Below are 22,162 nucleotides of genomic sequence, written 5' to 3'. Positions count from 1 at the left end.
CTTTTCTTTTGGACGATGCTCAGCGCGGCAAGGGACCGAAGGCGAAGAACTGGGTCTCGCCCGAGGAATCGTCGACGCCGTCATTGTCGGTCACGACAAAGAGATTGCCGGCCTTGTCGACCGTCATGCCCTCGACCTTGTCGAGGCCGTAGCCGCCGGCCTTCATCAGGTCCGGCGTCAGGTCGCGCAGCAGGGTCTTGGTCACGGTCGGGATTTCCGCCGCGCCGATCGCCGCCGGCTTCAGGCCCTTGACCGAGAAGGTCTGGAGCGCCTTCACCGCCTTGGCGCCGAAGCCGTTGTCGCGCTCGATCACGGCGAAGCGGTCGTCACCCAGCGCGACCAACTCCGACAACCCCATCCAGAAGCCCGCGGCGGCTTGCGACAGCGGGTAGTGCAGTACGCCCCATTCCTTGGTCGCCGGCTTGTAGGAGAGGAGTTTGGCCTTGCCCTTGGGATCGTCCTTCCACTCGCGCTGGACGACGAGCCAGACGGTCTCGTCCGCGCCCGTGCCCGTCACCGCCACGCCTTCCAAACCGAAGCGGACCGCGTGCTTGGCGAGCGCTTCCGGCAGGCGAATCTCTTCCTCGACCTCGCCCTTGGCCGAGACGCGCAGCAGGATATCGGCGAGCACCGCGTCCTTCTTCTCGGGATTGCCCTCGGAGGCCAGCCAGAAGCCGCCGCCCTCGCGGGTCGCGATGCCCTCGAGGTCGTAGGACGCCGGCTTATCGTCCTTAGTAACGGTGAGCGCGCCCGTGATCTTCGCGGGCTTCTGCGCCGCGTCGATCTCGAGAATGCGCGAGGGCGTATAGGCGCTGTCGGTGATCGAGAAGAGCTTTCCGGGCGCTGTGCGATCGGCCGCGAGGCCGGAGAGTGCGCCCCAGCCGATCGGCAGGCCGTTCTCGTCGGCGGACTGGATCGTCGGATAGGCGGCAACCTGCTCGGCGCGGCGATAGATCATCACCGCCGAACGCGCGCCGCCCTTCTCGCCGACATCGGTCTCGGAGGCGGAGACGAAGAGATCGCGCTGCGGGATGGCGAGCAGGCCTTCAGGGCCGATGCCGGTCGGCAGGGCCTGCAGGAAGCGCGGCGGCTTGCCCGCCCCCTCGTCCTTGTAGACCAGCACCAGCGAAGCGCGTTCCAGCCCGACGAAGATCAGGCGGTCGTTACCGTAGGTCGCGACCTCGATGCCCTCGGACTCGCTGCCCTTCGCGGCCGAGCGCTTTTCGGGGTAGTGGCCGAGGCGCATGGCGATGTGGTCGACAGCGGAGCCGGAATCGAACTCGATCGTGCCGTCCTTGCGGAAGATGGTGAAGCCGCGCGAGCCGCCCTTCCAGTCGCCTTCATTGGCGGTGACGAAACGGTCATTGTCGAGCCAGCGCACGGCGTCGGGCTCGCGGGCGAGGCCTTTCAGCTCCTCGGTCGGGCTGATCTTGCCGTCACGGGTCTTGTCGATGTTCTTCAGGTCGACCGAGCCGGCCGGGAAATGCGTCACGACCTTGCCGGTCTTTGAATCGACGATGGCAAGGTGGTTGTTCTCCTGCAGCGTCACCACGACGAGCCCATCCTGATTGACGTCGACGAATTCCGGCTCCGGATCGGTCGGCTCGACGGCGGCGATGCCGGTGAGATCGACGACCTGGCGGGTGGCGCAGTCGATGGCGCCATCCTTGATGCCGATCAGGGTGAGGTTGCCGGCAGGGAGCTGCGGCAGCGCGCCCTTGTTGAGCTTCTCGTCACGCTCGTTCTCGATGGCGATGACGATCTTGCCCTTGTCCTTGGTCAGCGTGACCGAGTCGGGCTGGCCGCCGAGGTCGCACTTGGCCACGACCTGCTTCGTCTTGAGGTCGACGGTGGCGAGATGGCCGGCCGGCTCCTTGAAATTGTCGCCGGAGGTGACGACCGCGACGAAGGCCTTGTCGCCGAGGATCATGACCGAGGTGGATTCGCCTTCCAGCGGCACGAAACCGGCGGGCCTGGGATTGGCGGGATCGGCGATGTCGATGATCCCGAGTGCCTTCTGCTCGGCATCGGTATAGGCGAGCAGCGTGCCGTCGCCATTGGCGGCGATGATCTCGGAGACGGTCTTCTTCTTGGGATCGCGATCGGCCGGCAGGTTCTGCGGCACCGAGAAGGTGGCGATCCGGTTGAAGAGCGGCTCGGCCATGGCCGTGCCGCTGAGAAGGACGGCGGCGAGAGCCGCGAGGACGAGAGGCTGGCGCATGGGATCTCACCGCTGACGAAGACAGAGGCCCGTCGGCTAGTCAGCCCATGCGACAGTCAGATGACGGTTTTCAAAGAAGCGCCGCCGCGCCGCCGGAAGGGAGCGCCGCGCCCGAGCGCTTGAAGCCGATCACTTCCAGTTCGGTCACGATCGCCACGGCGGCCGCCTGGGCCAGGACGAAGGCGATGCCGAGCCCGGTCGGTGCGAACCAGCCCATCAGGAGGATGGCGATGCTGTCGGCGACCCAGAGCAGATTGACTCCGATCACGGCATAGACCGCCAGGCGCGGCAGGGCCTTGCGGCTGGCAAACCAGGCGATCAGCGCTGCGCAAGGCAGCAGCACGAGGCCGGCGCCGCGCAGGAACTCAGCAGGGAACCCGAGCGGAGCCGAGAGCGGACCGGCCGCAGCGGCGAGAATGAGGCCCATGCCGGCGCAGGCGGCGGCGTCGAGGGCGAGAGCGGTGCGCAGCAGCGGCGAGGACTGGATGAGCGACATGGCATTCTCCTTGGCGGTCTGGGGCCTCAAGCCCGTTTCGATGAGGGGAATGCTGACGGAACCGCGTCGGCCCGTCGATTAAGTGGGAGGTAATTGGAACGGCCCGCCGGGATCGCTAGCTTCTCCGCCATGAACACACATCAGCCTCCTCCGATCGGCGCGTTGCTGCGCGACTGGCGCCAGCTCCGCCGCTTCAGCCAGCTCGATCTCGCGCTCGAAGCCGAGATCTCGCAGAAGCATCTGAGCTTCATCGAAAGCGGCCGCTCGCGGCCCAGCCGCGAGATGGTCCTGCTGCTCGCCGAGCATCTCGCCGTGCCCCTGCGGGAGCGCAACGCGCTCTTGCTGGCGGCCGGCTATGCGCCTGTATATCCCGAGCGATCGCTGGAGGACCCGTCGCTGGACGCTGCCCGCAGCGCGATCGACCTCATCCTCAGGGGACACGAGCCCTATCCGGCGGTCGCCGTCGACCGGCACTGGACGCTGCTGGCCTATAACGGCGCGGTGACGCGATTGCTCGGCCTCGTTGCGGATGCGGAGCTGCTGAAGCCGCCCGTCAATGTGCTGCGCCTGTCGCTGCATCCGCAGGGGCTCGCGCCCTTCATCCTCAATCTCGCGGAATGGCGTGCCCATCTCCTGGCAAGACTGCGCCAGCAGGTGCGCGCGACGGCCGATGCCAGGCTCGGCGAACTGCTGGGCGAATTGATGAGCTATTCCCATCCCGACACGGGGTGGCGACACGACGCCGAGGCAGAAGCGGCGATCGTCGTGCCCATGCAGTTGAAACTCGGCGAGACCACGCTGTCGCTGATCTCGACGACCACCGTGTTCGGCACGCCCGTGGACGTCACCTTGTCGGAACTGGCGCTGGAGACCTTCTTCCCGGCCGATGCGGCGACGGGCGAGGCTTTGCGTGCCCTCGCTGCACAGGCTGATGGTACAGCCTGAGGCCTGGAACCTTTCCCTGAAATGCCGGTTCTCTCAGCGGAAAACGGCTGGGGGCCGATCTCTTCAGGAGTTAAGCGCGATGGGCAGCACGACCGACAAGATCAAGGGCATGGCCAACGAGGCCGCCGGCAACGTCAAGCAGGCCGCCGGCAAGGCGTTCAACAAGCCCGGCCTGGAAGCCGAGGGCAAGGCGCAGGAGCTGAAGGGCGAAGCCCAGCAGGCGCTCGGCAAGGGCAAGGACGCGGTCAAGAAGGCCGTCGACAAGGTCTGAGGCATCGCCTCAAAAGCAAAAGGGCCGCCGAAAGGCGGCCCTTTTCATGTCTGGTTGGATGGCTGCTCAGGCCGTGCCGCCGAAACCGCCGAGGAAATCCTTGACCCGGCCGAAGAAGCCAGCCGTCTCCGGGTGGTTGTTGTGCGAGCTCTCGCGCTCGAACTCCTCCAGCAATTCGCGCTGGCGTGCGGTGAGCTTCTGCGGCGTCTCGACCACGACCTGGATGTAGAGGTCGCCGACATCGCGCGAGCGCAGCACGCTCATGCCCTTGGCCTTCAAACGGAACTGCTTGCCGGTCTGGGTGCCCTCGGGAATCTTCACGCGCGCCTGTTCGCCGGACAGCGTCGGCACCTCGATCTCGCCGCCGAGCGCGGCCGAGACCAGCCCGATCGGCACGCGGCAGAACAGGTCGGCGCCGTCGCGCTGGAAGATCGCGTGCGGCTTGATCGAGAGGAAGATGTAGAGATCGCCGGCAGGCCCGCCGCGCAGGCCAGCCTCGCCCTCGCCGGCGAGGCGGATGCGCGTGCCATCCTCGACGCCGGCCGGGATGTTCACCGAGAGCGTGCGCTCGCGGGTGACGCGTCCGGCGCCCTGGCAGTTCTTGCAGGGGTCGTCGATGACCTCGCCGCGGCCCGAGCAAGTCGGGCAGGTGCGCTCGACCGAGAAGAAGCCCTGATTGGCGCGGACACGGCCATGACCGCCGCAGGTCGGGCACTGGCGTGATTTCGAGCCGGGCTTGGCGCCGGAGCCGGAGCAGGATTCGCAGGAGATCGAGGTCGGCACCCGGATCGATTCGTTCTTGCCGGCGAAGGCCTCTTCCAGTCCGATCTCGAGATTGTAGCGCAGGTCGGCGCCACGCTCGCGGCCATTGGCGCCGCGCGCACCGCCGCGGCGGGCATCGCCGAAGAAGGAATCGAAGATATCCGACATGAAGTCGGAGAAATCGGCATTGCCGCCGGGGCCACCGCCGCCGCCATTCTCGAAGGCCTGGTGGCCGAAGCGGTCATAGGCCGAGCGCTTCTGGCCGTCGGACAGGATCTGATAGGCCTCGTTGATTTCCTTGAACTTGATCTCGGCTTCCTTGTTGCCGGGATTCTTGTCCGGATGATGCTGCATCGCGAGCTTGCGGAAGGAGGTCTTGAGCTCGACCTCCGTCACGGTCCGGCTGACGCCGAGGATCTCGTAGTAATCGCGCTTCGACATCGAAATGTCTGTCCCCGCAGCTTTGACGCGGCATGGCCGGGCAGCGAGCCCGGCCATCCGTCCAGCAGGCCATTCCCGAACGAGATGGCCGGGTCAAGCCCGGCCATGACGTCGGTTGCGTTACGAGCGCGCGATCACGCGCTCTTCTTCTTGTCGTCCGAGACGTCCTTGAAGTCGGCGTCGATGACGTCGTCCTTCTTGGCTTCCTCGGCCGGCTCGCCCTCGGCCGTGGCGCCCTCGGCCTGGCTCGCCGCATACATCGCCTCGCCCAGCTTCATCGAAGCCTGCATCAGCTCGTTGGTGCGGGCCGTGATGGCCTCGGCATCGTCGCCGGTCAGCGCGGTCTTGAGCGCCTCGACGGCGGTCTCGATCGCGCCCTTGTCGGCCTCGGAAACCTTGTCGCCATAGTCCTTCAGCGACTTCTCGGTCGAGTGAACGAGGCTCTCGCCCTGGTTCTTGGCCTCGACCACCTCGCGGCGCTTCTTGTCCTCGGCGGCGTTGGCCTCGGCATCCTTCACCATCTTCTGGATATCGGCCTCGGAGAGACCGCCGGAAGCCTGGATCTTGATCTGCTGCTCCTTGTTGGTGGCCTTGTCCTTCGCCGTCACGGACACGATGCCGTTGGCGTCGATGTCGAAGGTCACCTCGATCTGCGGCATGCCGCGCGGCGCCGGCGGAATACCCATCAGGTCGAACTGGCCGAGCAGCTTGTTGTCGGCCGCCATCTCGCGCTCGCCCTGGAAGACCCGGATCGTCACCGCGTTCTGGTTGTCCTCGGCAGTGGAGAAGACCTGGCTCTTCTTGGTCGGGATCGTGGTGTTGCGGTCAATCAGGCGCGTGAACACGCCGCCCAGCGTCTCGATGCCGAGCGAGAGCGGGGTCACGTCGAGCAGCAGCACGTCCTTGACGTCGCCCTGGAGGACGCCGGCCTGGATCGCGGCGCCGATGGCGACGACCTCGTCAGGATTCACACCCTTGTGCGGCTCCTTGCCGAAGAACTGCTTCACGACCTCCTGCACCTTCGGCATCCGGGTCATGCCGCCGACGAGGACGACCTCGTCGATCTGGCCCGCCGACAGGCCGGCATCCTTGAGCGCCTTCTTGCAGGGCTCGATGGTACGCTGGATCAGGTCGTCGACCAGGCTCTCGAACTTGGCGCGCGAGAGCTTGATGGCGAGGTGCTTCGGACCGGAGGCATCCGCCGTGATATAGGGCAGGTTGATCTCGGTCTGGGCCGCACTCGACAGCTCGATCTTGGCCTTCTCGGCCGCTTCCTTCAGGCGCTGGAGAGCGAGCTTGTCCTTCTTGAGGTCGATGCCCTGCTCGCGCTTGAACTCGTCGGCGAGATACTCGACGAGGCGCATGTCGAAGTCCTCGCCGCCGAGGAAGGTGTCGCCGTTGGTCGACTTCACCTCGAAGACGCCGTCGCCGATCTCGAGGATCGAGACGTCGAAGGTGCCGCCGCCGAGATCATAGACCGCGATGGTGCCGGCAGACTTCTTCTCGAGGCCATAGGCGAGCGCCGCCGCCGTCGGCTCGTTGATGATGCGCAGCACCTCGAGGCCGGCGATCTTGCCGGCATCCTTGGTGGCCTGACGCTGGGCGTCGTTGAAATACGCGGGAACCGTGATGACGGCCTGGGTGACGGGCTGGCCGAGATAAGCCTCCGCAGTCTCCTTCATCTTGGTCAGCGTGAAGGCCGAGATCTGCGACGGCGAATAGTCCTTGCCGTCGGCGGCAACCCAGGCGTCGCCGTTCGAGGCCTTCGCGATCTTGTAGGGGACCAACTTCAGATCCTTCTGCGTCATCGGGTCCTCGAAGGTCCGGCCGATGAGGCGCTTGATCGCGAAGAAGGTACGCTCCGGATTGGTGACGGCCTGGCGCTTGGCAGGCTGGCCGACAAGGCGCTCGCCGTCATCCGTGATGGCGACGATGGAAGGCGTGGTGCGCGCGCCTTCCGAATTCTCGATGACCTTGGGCGTCGAGCCTTCCATCACTGCAACGCAGCTATTGGTCGTGCCGAGGTCGATACCAATGACTTTACCCATGGATGGGATCCCTTTCGATTGAGCAGATCGCCGACCTGCGACGCTTTCCGCGCCGCCTGCCGGCCCATGGACCGGATCGCCCCCGCTTCAGCGGCGAACGAAACCGGCATTCCACGTTTGACGGTGGTTAAACCGCCCCTTGGCGGCGTATATAGTGAGGGTGTTCCACCCCTTGCAAGACAGGCGAGCCGATTAAGAATCGGGAGCACCGGCCGATTTGCCACCGGAGCGCGCTTTCCGCCCGGGTGTGGCCTTCCCGCCCTTGCGTCAGCCTGCCTGCGCCTTCATTCAGAAAGGCCGTTCCGGTTTCGCTGGCCGCCATGACAAGACCGATGCGCCTCATCCTCGCCTCGATGGCCCTCGCGGCAGCCGCGTCGACGGCGCATGCGCAACCGCTGCAATTGCCGGGTGCCCAGCCGTTCAATGCGCCGGGAACCCAGCAGGCCGCGCCCTCCCAGCCCGGTGCGCCGGCGGCGCCACGCCCGCCAAGCATGCCCGCCATCCAGGTCGCCGGCGAGGACGCCATCCTCGGCAAGGCGCTGCATCGCCACGGCAACCATGGCGAGGCGATCTTTTCGAAGACACCGACGGGCTATGGCCTCAAGCTCAATCTCGACGGCTTCCAGAGCGTCAATCTGGTCGAGCCCTGCGCCGTCTCCTTCGGCGACGCGCCCCTCCCCGTCACCGCGCTCGGGCGCCCGGCCGGCGTTCCCCGCTACAAGCTGGAAGCGCCGATCTGCCCGATCGTCTTCGACGTGCTCGACGGCGCCTTCCTCGTGGTCGAGCCGACGGAGCCCTGCGTCGTCCAGGCCGCACAATGCCGGATCGACCCGCGCGGGCTTTGGGGGCCCGATGCGCGCACGGTCGCCGGACAAGCCAAGGAGATCGAGAAGGCGCGGGGCAATGCAGAACGCGCCGTCCGCGAGGGCTACCGGACGCTGACCGCCAAGTCGGACGCCGTCGAACAGCGCGTGGTCGCGCGCGAACAGGCCGGCTTCTCGGCCGAGCGCGAGATGATCTGCCGGGATTTCCAGCGCGAGGGCCAGTTCGGTTTCTGCGGCGCCCGGATCACCGAGGCGCGGGCCGCCTCGCTGCGTGCCCGGCTCGGCCTCAACACCGAGCCGAAGCCAGCCGCCGCCAAGCCCAAGCCGCGCCCGAAGCCCGCGCCGCTACCGCTGTCGCCGACGCAATAGCGGGCAGAGCACCGTCGTAAAGCGCGCTCATAGGGCGCTGTCATCCCGCACGCGCCGCGAGCGCGGCCTCGTCGAGCCCGGCCAGCGCATCGATGAGATGCATCGCGAAGCTGCCGGGACCGGCCGCACGTTCGGCCGCGATCTCCCCGGCGATGCCATAGGCGGTGAGCGCCGCCCCGGCCGCGATCACCGGATCGGGCTCGACAGCACGGCAGGCCGCGACCAGCGCGCTCGATGCGCAGCCGAGCCCGGTGACCTTGCTCATCAATTCATGACCATGCGCGACCGACAGGCTGCGGTCTTCCGTCTCGATGCGGTCGACCGCGCCGGTGGTTACGCGCACGATGTCCCTCCGGAGCGCGAAAAGCGGCTCCAGCGTCGCCATTTCCGTGGCATTGCCGCGCACCAGCACGTCGAACAGCGCCAGCACGTCGCCGACCAGCCGCAGCCGCAAGGGCGAGAGCTCGACGAAGACCGGATCGAGCACCAGCGGGATGCGGCGCTCCCGCGCGACGCCGATCAGCTTCGGAATGGCGCGCTCGCCTTCGAGGCTGAGCGTGCCGAGATTGATCAGGATCGCGCCCGCCCCTGCGGCGACGGCCTCGACCTCGTCGGGATGGCTCGCCATCGAGGGCACCGCCCCGATCGCGAGCAGCATGTTGGCGGTGACGTTCTGCGCCACCGTATTGGTCAGGCAATGGACGCGCGGGCGGCGCCTGGCCACCCGCGCGAGGATCGATGCTACGCTGCCTGCGTCGAGCTTTTCGCTGAATCCGCTCATTCAGCAGCAGGTAGATAGATACTCCCGCCCTTGTCGAGGAATTCCTTCGACTTCGCGGCCATGCCCTGCTGTTGGATTTCGATCTGCGCTGCTGCTTGATCGCGCGCCATCGCTTCGAGGTTAGCCCTCTCGTTGTCGCTCATCGCCAGAACCTCGGCGCGGAGGTCCTGCGTGATCTTCATCGAGCAGAATTTCGGACCGCACATCGAGCAGAAATGCGCGACCTTGTGGGCGTCCTTCGGCAACGTCTCGTCATGGAATTCGCGCGCCGTGTCGGGGTCCAGCGCCAGGTTGAACTGGTCCTCCCAGCGGAAGTCGAAACGGGCGCGAGAGAGCGCATCATCCCTGATCTTCGCGGCCGGATGACCCTTGGCGAGATCGGCGGCGTGCGCCGCGATCCGATAGGTGATGACGCCGGTCTTGACGTCATCACGATTGGGCAAGCCGAGATGCTCCTTCGGCGTGACGTAGCAGAGCATGGCGCAGCCATACCAGCCGATCATCGCCGCGCCGATGCCGGAGGTGATATGGTCATAGCCCGGTGCGATGTCGGTGGTCAGCGGTCCAAGCGTGTAGAAGGGCGCCTCACCGCATTCCCGCAATTGCTTGTCCATGTTCTCCTTGATCTTGTGCATCGGCACATGGCCGGGGCCCTCGATCATGACCTGACAGCCCTTGTCCCAGGCGATCTTGGTGAGTTCGCCCAAGGTCTCCAGTTCGGCGAACTGGGCCCGGTCGTTGGCATCGGCGATCGAACCCGGACGCAGGCCGTCGCCGAGCGAGAACGAGACGTCGTAGCGCCGCATGATCCCGCAGATCTCGTCGAAGCGCTCGTAGAGGAAGCTCTCCTTGTGATGCGCCAGGCACCAGCGCGCCATGATCGAGCCGCCGCGCGAGACGATGCCGGTGACGCGATTGGCGGTCAGCGGAACGTAAGGCAGGCGCACGCCGGCATGGATGGTGAAATAGTCGACGCCCTGCTCGGCCTGCTCGATCAGCGTGTCCTTGAACACCTCCCAGTCGAGCTTGATCGGATCGCCGCCGACCTTCTCCAGCGCCTGATAGATCGGCACCGTGCCGATCGGGACCGGCGAGTTTCTGAGGATCCAGGAGCGGATATTGTGGATGTTGCGGCCGGTGGAGAGGTCCATCACCGTGTCGGCGCCCCAACGGATCGCCCAGACCAGCTTCTCGACCTCCTCGGCCGCGCCGGAGGTGACGGCGGAGTTGCCGATATTGGCGTTGATCTTGACCAGGAAATTGCGGCCGATCGCCATCGGCTCCAGCTCGGGATGGTTGATATTGGCCGGGATGATGGCGCGGCCGCGCGCGATCTCCTCGCGGACGAATTCCGGCGTGACGAATTCCGGCACATTGGCGCCGAAGCTCTCGCCATCGGCATGGCGCTCGCGCGCGCCTTCGAGCATGGCGGCGCGGCCGAGATTCTCGCGATGCGCGACATAGATCATCTCGGGCGTGACGATACCGGCCTTCGCGAATTCGTACTGCGTCGTGAGCTGGCCGGGCCTGGCTTGCAGGATCGGACGTTCTGCCGGGCAAGCGGGCACGAGCTGCTCGGCCGAGATGTTGCCGTTATCGGCTGCGGTGACGGCACGGCCCACGACCACATCGAAGCCGCGCGCATCGAGCCAGGCGCGGCGCGGCTGGACGAGGCCGGCGTTGAGGTCGATTTTCGCGTCGGTCTCGGTGAAGGGGCCTGAAGGGTCGTAGAGGCGCACCGGCGGCTCTGCATCGGTCGTCAGTACGACCTCACGGAAGGGCACGCGCATCTCGGGATGCTCGGGCGCCGCGACATAGATCTTGCGCGAGCCGATGATCGGCCCGGTCGTCACGCCGGTCGGGGCCGAGAATTTGGGCGCGGTCTTGACGCTGTTCTTCTGAGGTTTGGTGTGGGCATTCATGGGGATCTCCTCCTTGGTAAAGGTCAGGAGATCCGGCGTCGAAGCGGTTCAAGCGCTGTGATGCGGGTGCAGGCCAAGGCCGCGCCGCGTTCCAGTCCCTCCGCCGGTATGACCCGGATCAGGTTCGATGGGTTCGGCTTCGAAAGCCGTCTCAGCCCTTTCGGGCACCCCTCGGAACGCAGACGAGGTTAGGCGCAGCGCCGCCGCTTGGCAACGGGCTCAGCGAAGCTCCCATAGGATTGGAAGGAATGGCTCAGGCGGTCCGGTCGACCAGCATGCCCTGCCCGGCCGGCAACGTCGCTTGCGTCTGCTCGACGTTCTGCTGGAGCATGGCGAGGAGCCCCTGCTCGGCCTGCGCATTCTGCCTGAGCATCTCGATGGAGAGCGCCTGCTGCGTCGAGGCTGCCTGCATCGTCAGGATGTTGGTGGCGAGGGAAACGGCGTCGCTCATGGCGGGCACCCTAGCCCGGCAACCCTACCAAATCCTCAACCCGGTCGCTCAAGGTGCAATGATCGAAGGCACCGGCTTCGGCATCGGCAGGTCGCGGTCAGGCCTGACAGGTGTCTGCGCCTTGTCCTCGCTGGTGCCGCGCTTCTCGTCGCGGGGCGCGGCGCTATTGGCCGCCGGCGGGCGGGCGGCCTCTCCCGATCGCGGCGCCAGCGGCACGCCGGGCGCCCGTTGCTTGGTCGGAGGCGAAACAGTCTGCGCCTGTCCGGGCAAAATTGCCGGTGAGCTAGCGATCAGTGATCCGGCCAGAACCAGAACAAACTTTTTCATGACGGCATCTCCCTTCGGCCATTCCTCCGGAAACGAAACAGGCGCAGGAAACGACTGTTCCCTGCGCCTGCGGAAGAGCGGTGCCGCCTGGAAAGCGGCTCGACCCGATCGCTACTGGTTCTGGCCGCTCAGCAGCGGCGTGATGCGCCGGAGCGTGACGCGCCGGTTCTCGCGTGTGGCCTCCTGCGTGTTCACCTTCAGATATTGCTCGCCATAGCCCTGGGTCGTCAGGTTCTCCGGCGGAATCTGGAAGTCGCGCGTCAGGATCTCCGCGACCGATTGGGCACGCCGGTCGGAGAGCGAGAGATTGTCGACATCGGCGCCGACCGCGTCGGTGTGACCCTCGACGAGGAAGACCTCGTTCGGCGAGCGCTGCAGGGCGCGCTTCACCGAATCCGCGATCACAGAGAGGCGGCGCCCCTGATCGGCCCCGACCTGCCATGAGCCGGAGTCGAAATTGATCGTGTCGATATCGACGCTGCGCATGCGGGCGCGCAGGTCCGGCGAGTAGCGGACCTCGTCCAGCGTGTAGCGGCGCGGGATCGCGGCGATCGGCGGAGCCGTGATCGTCTCGTAGATCAGGTTCTCGTCGGCCCGGTCCGCGTCGACGATATAGCGCTCGCGCGGGATCGGCAGCGGCGGCGGCGGCAGCACGACGACATCGTCGGCGAAGCGCCCCGGACGGTCCCGCAGCGTGTTGTCGATGATGATCACCTCGCGGTTGTCGCGGTCGACGCGGGTGCGGCGGATCAGCCGGCCCTCCTCGTCCGTGACGGTGACGATGCGCGTGCCGTCCGGCCGCTCGAAGACCGTGCGGTTCTCGTCGCCGCGGCGCTCGGAACGGCCCTGCCAGCCGAGATCACGGAAGCGCTGGTCCTCGTCGCGGCGGATGATGGCACGGCCGTCATCGTCGCGGATGATGGTGCGGCCGGGCTCGCGGATGACGGTGACGTCACCCTCGCGCCGTTCCTCGCGGCGACTGCGGATATCCTCGAAGCGCTGCGCCCCTTGCGTCGCCATGATGCCGCCGAGGACGCCGGCGCCGAGGCCGATCGCACCGGCCACGCCCGGCGAGATGCCGCCACGGCGGCCTTCACGCTGAGGCGGCTGGCCGGGAGGTCCGGCAGGCGGCTGCCCCGGAGCCGCGCCGGGCTGCGCCGGAGTGGCAGCGCCAGGTTGCGGAGCCGTGCCGGGGGCCCCGCCGGACGGCATGCCGGGAGCGGGCCGGTTCGGCTGGCCCGGCGCGGCGCCTGCCGGCGGAGTCGGAGACGCAGCACCGGGCTGGGCCGGAGCCGGAGCGCCGGGCGCCCCAGCCGGAGGCGTTCCCGGAGCGGGGCGCGTGGGCTGGGCCGGAGCCGCGCCTGCGGGCGGGGTCGGCGTCGGAGCGGCCGTCCCCGGCTGAGCGGGGGCAGCGGGAGCGCCGGGCTGGGGCGCGTCGGCCGGCGGACGCTGCTGGGAAGGCTGAGCCGAAGGCGGAACGGCCGGGCCGCCACGCGGAACGGCTGATGGCGGCGCGCCGGTACCCGGCTGAGCGGGGGCGCTCGGTGCCGTGGCAGGCGGCGTCCCCGGCGGGCGTGGTTGGGAAGGTGCAGCCGACGGCGGAACAGCCGGGCCGCCGCGCGGAACTGCGGAGGGCGGCGCACCCGCGCCGGGCAGAGCCGGGGCGCTCGGTGCCGTGGCAGGCGGCGTCCCCGGCGGGCGTGGTTGGGAAGGTGCAGCCGAGGGCGGAACAGCCGGGCCGCCGCGCGGAACTGCGGAGGGCGGCGCACCCGCGCCGGGCTGAGCCGGGGCGCTCGGTGCCGTGGCAGGCGGCGTCCCCGGCGGGCGTGGTTGGGAAGGTGCAGCCGACGGCGGAACAGCCGGGCCGCCGCGCGGAACTGCGGAGGGCGGCGCACCCGCGCCGGGCAGAGCCGGGGCGCTCGGTGCCGTGGCAGGCGGCGTCCCCGGCGGACGAGGCTGGGAGGGCTGAGCCGAGGGCGGAACGGCTGGGCCGCCACGCGGAGCGGCCGCTGGCGGTGCGCCGGCGCCAGGCTGAGGCGCCGCGCGGGGCGGCGTCGGAGCCGTAGGCTCGGCCGGCGGGCGCGGCGGCGTCGGGCGGGCTGCGGGTGCCTCGCTCGGGGACGGCGCGGCGCGAGGCGCGGGTGCCTCACGCGGCACAGCGGGGCGTTCCGGCTGTGGACGCGCGGCCGGCGGCTCGGCGGGCGGCGTGGGCATGGCAGGAGGTTGCGCCCGTGGGGCGGCCGGGGCCGGCTGCATCTGCGGCGGACGCGGGGCCTGCGGCTGAGCCGGGGCCGCCGGAGCGGCGGGCCGTTCCGGGCTGCGCTGGCCCGGCTCCGCGCCCGATGGCGGTTGCGGGCGCCTCGGCCCACGCGGATCATCCTTGTCTCCAGCGGCGGGGGCCTGTGCGACCTGGTATCCGGCCTCGGCGAAGGCCTGCCCGGCTTGCGAAAGGACGAGGGCCGGCAGGACGGTCCCGACCAGCAACCAGCGTTTCGTGCGCATTTCTTTTCCCGTCGTTTGTTTCAACGTGCGGGTATCAGGCCGCCTCCGGCCTGAACCCCCGATGAAGCGAAAACGGCAGGAATCGGGCAGCGGTTCCCTCGGGTAGACGATCAGATACCGGCCTGCGCCTTCACATAGGCTGCGATCTCGGCATGGGTCGCGAACCAGCAGTCGCCCTTCGCCCTGGCCAATCGAACCAGCTCCTCGAGGATCCAGAAGCGCGAGCGATAGGTGATGACATGCGGGTGCATGGTCAGCAGGAAGAGCCCGCCCTCGGCATAGGCGCCCTCGAATTCGCGGCGGAAGATGTCGAAGACCGCTTCCGGCGAGGTATAGGGGCGGAGCGCCTGGAAGCGGTTCATGCTGAGATAGGGTGCGTCGTCGCGGATCCATTCGACCGGCAGTTCGACGATGCCGGTCGGCTCGCCCTTCTCGACGATCTCATAGGGGTCGTCATCGGCGAAGAGCGAGGAATCGTAGAGCAGGCCGAGCTCGCGCTCGATCGAGAGCGTCACGTCGGAGAAATCCCAGGACGGCGTGCGCATGCCGACGGGCCGGATGCCGGTGACCTTCTCCAGCGTATCGGCCGAGCGCAGGTGCAGTTCGCGCTCGTTGGCGGGCGGCACCGCCGTGTTGACCTCGTGAATCCAGCCATGGAGGCCGATCTCATGGCCGGCGCCGATGATGCGGCGCTGCTCCTCCGGGTAAAGCAGGGCGGTGACGGCCGGCACGAAGAAGCTCGCCGGAATGTCCTGCCGCTTCAGCAGGTCGAGGATCTTGGGCACGCCGACGCGGTTGCCGTACTGCCCCCAGGAGAGGCGCCCGACCGACTTGCCGCCGTCGCGCAACTCGTTGGTCTCATGATCGACGTCGAAAGAGAGGGCAACTGCGCAACGCGCGCCGTTCTTCCATTTGGCGGGCTTGAGGTTTCGGCCGGCGCGGACCTGCTCGACCTTGCCGCGCCAGACCTCTTCCGGCCATTGCCAGGGCAGGAGTTCATCGGACTGGCTGGTCATGGTGGCTCTCCTCAGGTCGTCACGGCGCCCGGCAGCACCGGCACGGCGGCGAGCAGGCGCTTGGTGTAATCGTGCTGCGGGCGGTCGTAGACCTCGCCGGCCGGGCCGCTCTCGACGATCCGGCCGCGATACATGATGGCGACGCGGTCGCAGAGGTGACGGACGACCGAAAGGTCGTGCGAGATAAAGATCAGCGTGAGATCCAATTCCTGCCGCAGCCTGATCAGCAGGTTGATGATCTGCGCCTGGATCGAGACGTCGAGCGAGGCGACCGGCTCGTCACAGACCACGACATCCGGCTGCATCGCCAGCGCCCGGGCGATGGCGACGCGCTGACGCTGGCCGCCCGAGAACTGATGCGGGTAGCGATCCGCGAAATCGGGATTGAGCCCGACCGCCGCGAGCCATTGCCGAACGTAATCCTTTGCCTGCGCGCGCTCGACGAGCCCATGCGCCAACGGCCCCTCAGCGATGCTGTCGCCGACCGTCATGCGCGGGTTGAGCGAGGCGAAGGGGTCCTGGAAGATGGTCTGGACCCGCGTCGTGACCTTGTGCGGCTGTTCGCCCGCGCTCATCACCGGCGCACCATCGATGCGGACGGCGCCGCTGTCGGGCGCATAGATGCCGGCCGCGACGCGCCCGAGCGTCGACTTGCCGGAGCCGGATTCGCCGACGAGGCCGAGCGCCTCGCCGCGCTTCAGCACCAGCGTGACATCGTCGACCGCCTGCACCGCAGACGGCGCCTTCGACAGGCCGGCCTTCTGGGCGAGCTTGCGGAAGAGGCCGGGCGTCCCGGCGAAGCGCTTGGCGACATGCTCGATGCGGACATAGTGGACGGCGTCGGCAACGGCAGGGGCTGCCTGTTTCATGGCCCGAGGCGGCGGGGAGACATCGGAACCGACACCACCGGCCAAGAGCTTGCCTGGCTCGGAGCGCGAAGGCAGCGCATCGAGGAGCGACTGCGTATAGGGATGCTGCGGATGGGTCAGCACGTCGAGCGTCTGCCCGGCCTCGACGATCCTGCCGTGGCGCATGACGCAGACATGGTCGGCGAGCGAGGCGACGACGGCGAGGTCATGGCTGATCCAGATCAGCGCCGTGCCGAGCTCGGCCACGAGTTCCTTCATCTCGGCGAGGATTTCCGCCTGCACGGAGACATCGAGCGCGGTCGTCGGTTCGTCGCAGATGATCAGTTTCGGTCGATGCAGCAGGGCGATCGCGATGGCGACGCGCTGGCGCATGCCGCCGGAGAATTGATGCGGGTAGAAATCGACCTTCGCCTCGGCATCGGGAATGCGGACCTGCGCCAGTGCCGCCACCGCGCGGCGGCGCGCCTCGGCGCCCGAGACCGTCTCATGCGCTTCCAGCGCGAGCCTGATCTGCGTGCCGATGGTCAGCATCGGGTTCAGCGTCATCATCGGGTCCTGGAAGACCATCGAGATCTGCTTGCCGCGGATTTTTCGCAGTTCGGCCGGGGGGAGACCGACGATCTCACGCCCTTCCAGCTTCACCGAGGAGCCCGGCTCGATGCGGCCGGGCGGATCGATCAGCCCGATGATAGAGAAGCCGGTGATGCTCTTGCCCGAGCCGGATTCGCCGACGAGGCCCATGACCTCGCCGCGCTTCAGCGCGAAGGAGACGCCGTCGACCGCCTTAACCACCCCGGCACGGGCGTGGAAATGGGTCGCGAGGTCGGTGACGGCGAGGAGAGGCGCGTCGCTCATCGCTGCGCCCCTTGCAGATATCTTTCAGCCCTCATCCTGAGGAGCGCCGCAGGCGCATCTCGAAGGATGCTCCAGATAGTTCCCGAGCCTCCTGGAACATCCTTCGAGACGCCGCTACGCGGCTCCTCAGGATGAGGGCTCGCATGTTTGAAGCCCCTCATCGCTTCAGCCTCGGATTGACCTGATCGCGGATGCGATCCCCGACGAGGTTGAGCGCGACGATCAGCACGATCAGCGCGATGCCCGGATAGATCGAAATCCAGTAGCGGCCCGAGAGCATGTACTGGAAGCCGTTGGCGATCAGCATGCCGAGCGAGGGCTCGGTCACCGGCAGGCCGACGCCGAGGAAAGAGAGCGTCGCCTCGAGCGCGATGGCGTTCGCCACTTGCACAGTCGCGACCACGATCAATGGCGGCAGGCAGTTCGGGAAGATATGGCGCAGTACCACGCGCCAGCCCGGCAACGGCGTCGAGAGCACCGCCTCGACATAGTCCTTGCCGCGCTCGGCCGAGGCCGCGCCATGGGCCGTGCGGGCGAAATAGGCGTATTGCGCGGCGGCGAGCGCGGCGATGAGCTGCATCTTGCCCTGCCCCAGCAAAGCCGAGAGCACCAGCGCCAGCAGGATCGCCGGAAAGGCGAGCTGCAGGTCGATGACGCGCATGATGAAGGCCTCGCGCCTTCCGCCGGCATAGGCGGCACCAATGCCGAGCGCAACGCCGAGCGTGAAGGCGATGGCGCCGGCGACCAGCCCCATCTGCAGGGAAATGCGCAGGCCATAGAGGATGGCCGAGAGCAGGTCGCGACCTTGCGCATCGGTGCCAAGCCAATGGGTGTAGCCGCCCTCACCGACGAAGCCCGGCGGACGGCGGGCATCGGAGAGCGAGAGATTGGCGAGGTCGTAGGGATTCTGCGGCGCGACGAGCGGCGCGAGCAGGGCGATGCCGATGATCAGGACGACGACGGCGAGCGCGATGACTGCCGTCCTGCTCTCACGGAATTCGGCCCAGAAGCGGGCGACGGGAGAGGCGTCCTTCATCGCGCGCCTCCTTTCCTGAGCCGCGGATCGAGACCGACATAGGCGAGGTCGACGAGGAAATTGATGGTGATGAAGACGAAGGCGACCAGCATCAGGTAGGCGACCATCACCGGCCGGTCGAGCGACTGGATGGAATCGATGATCAGCTTGCCGATGCCGGGCCAGGAGAAGATCGTCTCGGTGACCACCGCGAAGGCGAGCGTCGAGGCGAATTCGAGGCCGAAGACGGTGACGAGCGGGATCGCGATCAGCCTGAGCACATGGCGGCGCAGCACGGTCCATTCCGAGAGGCCGGCGGCGCGGGCGAATTTCACGGTGTCGGAGAGCATGGTCTCGCGCGTTCCGGCCCGGGCGAGACGCGTCATCAGGGCAAGCTTGAAGAAGGCGAGGTTCAGCGCCGGCAGAAGCAGATGGCTCAGGCCGTTCAGCGTGAGAAAGCTCCATTCGACGCCGAAGATCGAGACGGTCTCGCCGCGCCCGCCGGCCGGCAGCCATTGCAATTCGACGGCGAAGGCCATGATCAGCACGAGGCCGATCCAGAAGGTCGGCACGGAGAATCCGAGGATCGAGACCGTCATGATCAGCTTCGAGGCGACACTATCGGGCCGGTAACCGGCATAGATTCCCGCGGGAATGCCGATCAGGGCCGCGCCGCAGACCGCCAACAGCGTCAGTTCCAGCGTCGCCGGCAGGCGCGACAGGATCAGGTCCATCACCGGCATGCCGAAGACGAAGGAGCGGCCGAAATCGCCATGCAGCACGCGGCCGAGGAAGGTCAGGTACTGCTCCCAGAGCGGCCGGTCGAGCCCGTATTGTGCGATGGTCTGGAGGCGCAGCTCCTGGCTGACATCGGGGCCGATCAGCACGTCGATCGGGTTGCCGATCGCATAGACGCCGACGAAGACCAGCACCGACATGACGAGCATGACGACGAGCGCCTGCGCCAGCCGGATGGCGACGTGGCCTAGCATCGCTGGAGTTTCCGACGCGGCCTCACGGCCAGTTCTCCACCATCACGGCCCGCGTCTCCTCGACGCCGACCTGCCAGAGCCCGAGCATCTCCTCGTCGGGCCGCTGGTAGAGGCCGTGGAAATTGCCGTCGCCGAGGATCTCCCGGCGCTTGGCTGGGCTCGCGGCCTGGTATTCGGCGGTGTTGAAGGGAGGCTTCAGCGTATCGGGCATGGCGACGCCGGCGAGCCGGGTCCAGGGGAAGTTCTCCATCCAGGAGGCGTGCGAGGCCGCCGGATCGACCGCCTGGACCGCCGCCTGGAATTGCGGCGCCGCCCACCAGTTGTGCAGGCGGATGCTGGCATCGGGATGCGCATCCAGCCATTCGGTGGCGAAGTTCAGCGCCGGCGAATTGCCGCCATGGCCGTTGACCAGGATGATGCGGCGGAAACCGGAGCGGTAGAAGCCGTCGAAGATGTCGCCGAGGAGCGCCGCATAGGTGCTCATCTTCAGCGAGATACTGCCCGGGAAATTCAGGAAGCCCGGCGTCAGCCCATAAGCCAGGACCGGGAAAACGGGGATGCCGAGCGGCTCGGCCGCCTCCTGCGCCACGCGCTCGGACAGGATCACGTCGGTCGCAAGGCTCAAATAGGCGTGCTGCTCGACGCTGCCGAGCGGCAGGACGCAGCGATCGTCCCGCTTCGCCTGGGCCTCGATCTGCATCCAGTTCAAGTCGGCGACACGCACGGCGCGATCCTTGCTTCGTTGCGGCAAGCGGTAGACAATCCCGGCAGGCCGCGCTGGCCGCCCGCCGGAGCCATCCTTGACTCTCGCCTCCGGTAGCGTCAAGTTCCATTTGGAACTAAATCGGTCGAGAGATTTCCCCGATGCGACGCGCGCCGACCTTTCCTTCCCGCGTCGACCCCGAGCGCGAAGCTGCGCTCGCCGAGCTCGACCCGCTGACCGTGACCAAGCTCTGGGACAATCCCTGCTGGCTGTCCTTCCGGCTGAACTTCGTCGCGTTCCGCTTCAACGACCCGGTCTATCGCTGGATCGAGACGCGCTACGGGCTCGTCCGCCCGGAATTCGTCGCGCTCTACGCCGTGGGACTGAAGGAAGGCGTCGCCGCCAAGAACATCGTCGCCTCCTCCGGCCTGCCGAAGAACACGCTTTCGCGCGCCGTGCAGAAACTGCTTCAGCGACGCCTGCTCAAGCGCGAGACCGATCCGGCCGACCTGCGCAGCTATGTGCTCCATCTCACGCCGGCCGGCCGCAAGATCTTCGACGAGACCATGGTGCCGATGGTCGAGCATCAGGCGACGATGCTCGCCGGCCTCAGCGAGGAAGAGCAGCGCCAGCTCTGCGCGCTGATGGACAAGCTCGTCATTGCCTCGCCCGCCTGGCCTCAGGAACTCCAATCATAACGATAAAACCACGAAAACAGGGGATACCGTCATGAAACTCACGCAGACCTTCCGCCTAGCCGCCTTCGCCGCCCTGCTCGGCGCCACCGTCTCGACCGGCGCGCTCGCCCAAACGCTGACCATCGGCGTCCGCGCCGGACCGGAATCGATCGATCCGCATTTCACCGCGACCGGCACTCATGCCGAGGCGCTGAAGCATGTCTTCGACACGCTGACCTGGTCGGGCGACAAGCTCCAGATCGAGCCGCGCCTCGCACTGAGCTGGAAGACGCTGGAGCCGACGGTCTGGGAGTTCAAGCTGCGTCCCGGCGTCAAGTTTCACGACGGCTCGGACTTCACCGCCGAGGACGTCAAGTTCTCGATCGAGCGCATCCCGGTCGTCGCCGGGCCGAACCCGACGACGATCTATGTCCGGCGCGTCAAGGAGGTGAAAATCGTCGACCCGCTGACGGTGCATATCATCACCGACGGGCCAGCGCCGAACCTGCCGAACGATTTCATCCGGCTCTTCATCGTCTCGCACAAGGCCGCCGCCGGCCTGACCAAGGACAATGCCAACGAGGCCTTCAATTCCGGCAAGGCGGCGGTGGGCACCGGCCCCTACAAGTTCGTCTCCTGGACGCCGAAGGACCAGATGGTTCTCGACCGGTTCGACGGCTACTGGGGCGCCAAGGAGCCCTGGGCCAAGGTCGTGCGCAAGGAACTGCCCAACGACGCCGCCCGCGTCGCACAGCTCAAGGCCGGCCAGGTCGACATCATCGTGCGCGCACCGGCTTCCGACGTGCCGACGCTGAAGCGCGACGCCAAGCTCGCCGTCACCACGATCGAGAGCGTCTATCTCTTCAACATGGAGCTCGACATGCGGGACAAGACCCCGCAGCTCACCGCCAAGGACGGCTCGGCCCTGCCGAAGAACCCGCTGCAGGACGTGAAGGTGCGCGAAGCGATCGACCTCGCCATTGATCGCCCGGCGCTGGCGGAGATCGCGATGGAGGGGCTCGGCACCCCCGCGAACCAGTTGGTGACGCCGACCATCGCCGGCTTCAACAAGAGCCTGCCGGCGCTCAAGCCGGATCTCGCCAAGGCAAAGAAGCTGATGGAGGAGGCCGGCTACCCGAACGGCTTCAAGGTCGGCTTCGCCTTCACCAATGACCGCCTGCCCGGCGACCGGCAGGTCGGCACCTCGATCGCGCAGATGCTGGCGCGCATCGGCATCGAGGTGAACGCCAACGCCCAGCCCGGCGCCGTGTTCTTCCCGGCCCGCACGCGCGGCGATTTCTCGCTGTCTATGTCCGGCTGGGGCACCCTGACGGGCGAGGCGAACTATACGCTGTCCTCCGTGGTCCACTCCAACGACCCGGCCAAGAAGCTCGGCGCCTTCAACGTGCTCGGCTACAAGAATGCCGAGGTCGACAAGCTGATCGAGGACGCGGCCGTCGAGATGGACGAGGCCAAACGCAACACGATGCTGTCCGACGCCGCGGCGATCGTCGCCAAGGACCGGCCGCGCCTGCCGATCGCCGCCGTCGGCTCGGCCTGGGCGATGCAGAAGGACAAGGTGACGATCTCGCCGCGCGTCGACGAGGACACGCTGGCGATGGACATCAAGCCCGCCAAGAAGTAACGGGGCCGCCTTCGACGCCATGGCCCGCTC

At 67.4% G+C, this 22,162-nt stretch carries 19 protein-coding genes and 1 riboswitch; of the genes, 5 read left to right on the top strand and 14 right to left on the bottom strand.

Features of this window, described 5'->3' with window-relative positions:
* Nucleotides 1–19 precede the first annotated feature (19 nt).
* Both Q9235_RS13025 and Q9235_RS13020 read right to left on the bottom strand, forming a co-directional pair.
* Nucleotides 20–2,221, bottom strand: a complete 2,202-nt coding sequence (locus tag Q9235_RS13025; RefSeq protein WP_306227920.1) for an esterase-like activity of phytase family protein — start codon at nucleotides 2,219–2,221, stop codon at nucleotides 20–22.
* A 70-nt stretch (nucleotides 2,222–2,291) separates the two neighbouring features.
* Entirely contained in the window at nucleotides 2,292–2,717 is a 426-nt protein-coding gene (locus tag Q9235_RS13020) for a hypothetical protein (RefSeq protein WP_306227916.1), read from the bottom strand.
* A gap of 129 nt (nucleotides 2,718–2,846) precedes the next feature.
* On the opposite strand from Q9235_RS13020, the gene Q9235_RS13015 reads away from it, so the two are divergent.
* Both Q9235_RS13015 and Q9235_RS13010 read left to right on the top strand, forming a co-directional pair.
* Complete coding sequence (locus tag Q9235_RS13015) at nucleotides 2,847–3,662, top strand: helix-turn-helix domain-containing protein (RefSeq protein WP_306227913.1); 816 nt, start codon at nucleotides 2,847–2,849, stop codon at nucleotides 3,660–3,662.
* Between the two features lie 79 nt (nucleotides 3,663–3,741).
* Complete coding sequence (locus Q9235_RS13010) at nucleotides 3,742–3,933, top strand: CsbD family protein (RefSeq protein WP_306227910.1); 192 nt, start codon at nucleotides 3,742–3,744, stop codon at nucleotides 3,931–3,933.
* A gap of 66 nt (nucleotides 3,934–3,999) precedes the next feature.
* On the opposite strand, the gene dnaJ is transcribed toward Q9235_RS13010, so the two are convergent.
* Nucleotides 4,000–5,136 carry a molecular chaperone DnaJ gene (dnaJ, locus tag Q9235_RS13005; RefSeq protein ID WP_306227908.1) on the bottom strand — a complete coding sequence of 379 codons (1,137 nt, stop codon included), beginning with the start codon at nucleotides 5,134–5,136 and terminating at the stop codon, nucleotides 4,000–4,002.
* A gap of 134 nt (nucleotides 5,137–5,270) precedes the next feature.
* A complete protein-coding gene (gene dnaK / locus Q9235_RS13000; protein ID WP_306227906.1) occupies nucleotides 5,271–7,184 on the bottom strand; it encodes a molecular chaperone DnaK in 1,914 nt (637 codons plus the stop codon).
* A 332-nt stretch (nucleotides 7,185–7,516) separates the two neighbouring features.
* On the opposite strand from dnaK, the gene Q9235_RS12995 reads away from it, so the two are divergent.
* A complete protein-coding gene (locus Q9235_RS12995) occupies nucleotides 7,517–8,377 on the top strand; it encodes a hypothetical protein (RefSeq protein WP_306227904.1) in 861 nt (286 codons plus the stop codon).
* A 40-nt stretch (nucleotides 8,378–8,417) separates the two neighbouring features.
* Here Q9235_RS12995 and Q9235_RS12990 read toward each other — a convergent pair whose 3' ends face one another.
* The 10 genes from Q9235_RS12990 to Q9235_RS12945 form a co-directional block, all read right to left on the bottom strand.
* Entirely contained in the window at nucleotides 8,418–9,158 is a 741-nt protein-coding gene (locus tag Q9235_RS12990; protein ID WP_306227902.1) for a hydroxyethylthiazole kinase, read from the bottom strand.
* Nucleotides 9,155–11,080, bottom strand: a complete 1,926-nt coding sequence (thiC, locus tag Q9235_RS12985) for a phosphomethylpyrimidine synthase ThiC (protein WP_306227900.1) — start codon at nucleotides 11,078–11,080, stop codon at nucleotides 9,155–9,157. Before thiC ends, Q9235_RS12990 begins: the two co-directional genes overlap by 4 nt.
* Before the next feature lie 77 nt (nucleotides 11,081–11,157).
* A riboswitch (TPP riboswitch) is annotated at nucleotides 11,158–11,262 on the bottom strand.
* Between the two features lie 71 nt (nucleotides 11,263–11,333).
* Entirely contained in the window at nucleotides 11,334–11,531 is a 198-nt protein-coding gene (locus tag Q9235_RS12980; RefSeq protein WP_306227898.1) for a hypothetical protein, read from the bottom strand.
* Between the two features lie 48 nt (nucleotides 11,532–11,579).
* Entirely contained in the window at nucleotides 11,580–11,858 is a 279-nt protein-coding gene (locus Q9235_RS12975; RefSeq protein ID WP_306227896.1) for a hypothetical protein, read from the bottom strand.
* 111 nt (nucleotides 11,859–11,969) lie between these two features.
* Nucleotides 11,970–12,923 carry an OmpA family protein gene (locus tag Q9235_RS12970; RefSeq protein ID WP_306227894.1) on the bottom strand — a complete coding sequence of 318 codons (954 nt, stop codon included), beginning with the start codon at nucleotides 12,921–12,923 and terminating at the stop codon, nucleotides 11,970–11,972.
* A 1,547-nt stretch (nucleotides 12,924–14,470) separates the two neighbouring features.
* Nucleotides 14,471–15,376: a polysaccharide deacetylase family protein gene (locus tag Q9235_RS12965; protein WP_306227893.1), complete on the bottom strand. Its 906-nt coding sequence runs from the start codon at nucleotides 15,374–15,376 to the stop codon at nucleotides 14,471–14,473.
* An 11-nt stretch (nucleotides 15,377–15,387) separates the two neighbouring features.
* The gene (locus Q9235_RS12960; RefSeq protein ID WP_306227891.1) at nucleotides 15,388–17,100 is read right to left on the bottom strand and encodes a dipeptide ABC transporter ATP-binding protein; all 1,713 of its coding nucleotides are present in this window, start codon (nucleotides 17,098–17,100) and stop codon (nucleotides 15,388–15,390) included.
* A 157-nt stretch (nucleotides 17,101–17,257) separates the two neighbouring features.
* Nucleotides 17,258–18,136 (bottom strand): ABC transporter permease, encoded by an 879-nt coding sequence (locus Q9235_RS12955; protein WP_306227890.1) that lies wholly within the window; start codon nucleotides 18,134–18,136, stop codon nucleotides 17,258–17,260.
* Nucleotides 18,133–19,107, bottom strand: coding sequence for an ABC transporter permease (locus Q9235_RS12950; protein WP_306227889.1), 975 nt, complete (start codon nucleotides 19,105–19,107; stop codon nucleotides 18,133–18,135). The genes Q9235_RS12955 and Q9235_RS12950 overlap by 4 nt, the downstream gene beginning before the upstream one ends.
* A gap of 22 nt (nucleotides 19,108–19,129) precedes the next feature.
* On the bottom strand, nucleotides 19,130–19,831 hold the full coding sequence (locus Q9235_RS12945) for a creatininase family protein (protein ID WP_306227887.1): 702 nt from the start codon (nucleotides 19,829–19,831) through the stop codon (nucleotides 19,130–19,132).
* Nucleotides 19,832–19,971: 140 nt separating this feature from the next.
* Between Q9235_RS12945 and Q9235_RS12940 the strand changes: the two genes are divergently transcribed.
* Together Q9235_RS12940 and Q9235_RS12935 are read left to right on the top strand one after the other, a co-directional pair.
* The gene (locus tag Q9235_RS12940; protein ID WP_306227885.1) at nucleotides 19,972–20,508 is read left to right on the top strand and encodes a MarR family winged helix-turn-helix transcriptional regulator; all 537 of its coding nucleotides are present in this window, start codon (nucleotides 19,972–19,974) and stop codon (nucleotides 20,506–20,508) included.
* A 31-nt stretch (nucleotides 20,509–20,539) separates the two neighbouring features.
* On the top strand, nucleotides 20,540–22,132 hold the full coding sequence (locus tag Q9235_RS12935) for an ABC transporter substrate-binding protein (RefSeq protein WP_306227884.1): 1,593 nt from the start codon (nucleotides 20,540–20,542) through the stop codon (nucleotides 22,130–22,132).
* Nucleotides 22,133–22,162 lie beyond the last annotated feature (30 nt).

Origin of the sequence: Bosea beijingensis, from assembly GCF_030758975.1 — a bacterium.
Lineage (GTDB): Bacteria > Pseudomonadota > Alphaproteobacteria > Rhizobiales > Beijerinckiaceae > Allobosea > Allobosea beijingensis.
Note: the sequence above shows the minus strand (reverse complement) of the source record. Positions and strands in the feature narration are given on the sequence as shown.